General features: G+C 46.4%; 2 protein-coding genes. Both read right to left on the minus strand.

Annotation, left to right across the window (positions count from 1 at the left end):
* Positions 1-475: ATP-binding cassette domain-containing protein (locus R7040_RS24765; RefSeq protein WP_318097316.1), on the minus strand; the 475-nt coding region annotated here is incomplete at its 3' end.
* Between the two features lie 2 nt (positions 476-477).
* On the minus strand, positions 478-1,080 hold a 603-nt coding region (locus R7040_RS24770), incomplete at its 5' end, for an ABC transporter permease subunit (RefSeq protein ID WP_318097317.1).

Here is a 1,080-nt window from a genome sequence, read left to right on the forward strand (position 1 = left end):
CTGACAAGCCAACCATTTCTAACTGTTCACGTGCTTTTGCACGGCGCTCTGCTTTACCTATGCCTTGCATTTCCAGACCAAAGGCAACGTTATCTAGTACCGTTAGCCAAGGCATCAGCGCAAACTTCTGGAACACCATCGACACTCGATGAGTACGTAGATGACGAAGCGTTTGCTCATTACAGTTAGCAAGCTCTACCATATCGTCGCCATCTTGAATTTTCAGCGAACCACGAGAGATCTCATTAAGTCCGTTCACGGTGCGAAGCAAACGGGATTTTCCAGAACCCGACAAACCCATCAACACACAAATCTCACCGCGTTTGACCGTCAGAGAAACATTATCAACACCGACGACCTGACCGGTTTCGTCGATGATCTCCTGACGAGACTTACCTTGATCCAGCAAAGCCAAAGCTTGTGATTGCTGCTGACCAAACACTACATCAAGATTTTCAATAGTAATTGCGTCCATGATTAAGCCTCCTTCTGGTTTGGTGCTTTGCATAAGCGATCAAGAATGATGGCAACAAGAACAATCGCTAAACCAGCTTCAAAACCTTGCGAGATATTTACCGTGTTCAGTGCGCGTACAACCGGCTTACCTAAACCATCTGCACCTACTAGTGCGGCAATGACCACCATCGAAAGAGATAGCATAATACATTGAGTAACCCCCGCCATGATGCTAGGTAATGCCGCAGGTAACTCCACCTTAAACAGTAACTTCATACGGCTTGCACCAAATGCTTTACCCGCTTCCAGCAGCTCTTCTGGCACTTTGATGATGCCCAAATACGTCAATCGAATTGGTGCTGCAATGGCAAAAATGATGGTTGATATCAGTCCCGGTACAATGCCTAAACCAAAAAGAACCAATGTCGGGATCAAGTACACAAATGTCGGTACGGTTTGCATCAAATCCAAAATAGGTCGGAGTAACGTGTACAACCAAGGACGATGCGCTGCCATGATCCCAAGTGGCACGCCAATTAATACGGAAATCGTTGTCGCTGCAAACACGAGAACAAAGGTTTCCAGCATTTCTTGCCAGTAGCCAAGGTTAAGAATTGCCAACAG

The sequence above is a fragment of the Vibrio sp. 1069 genome, from assembly GCF_033340555.1.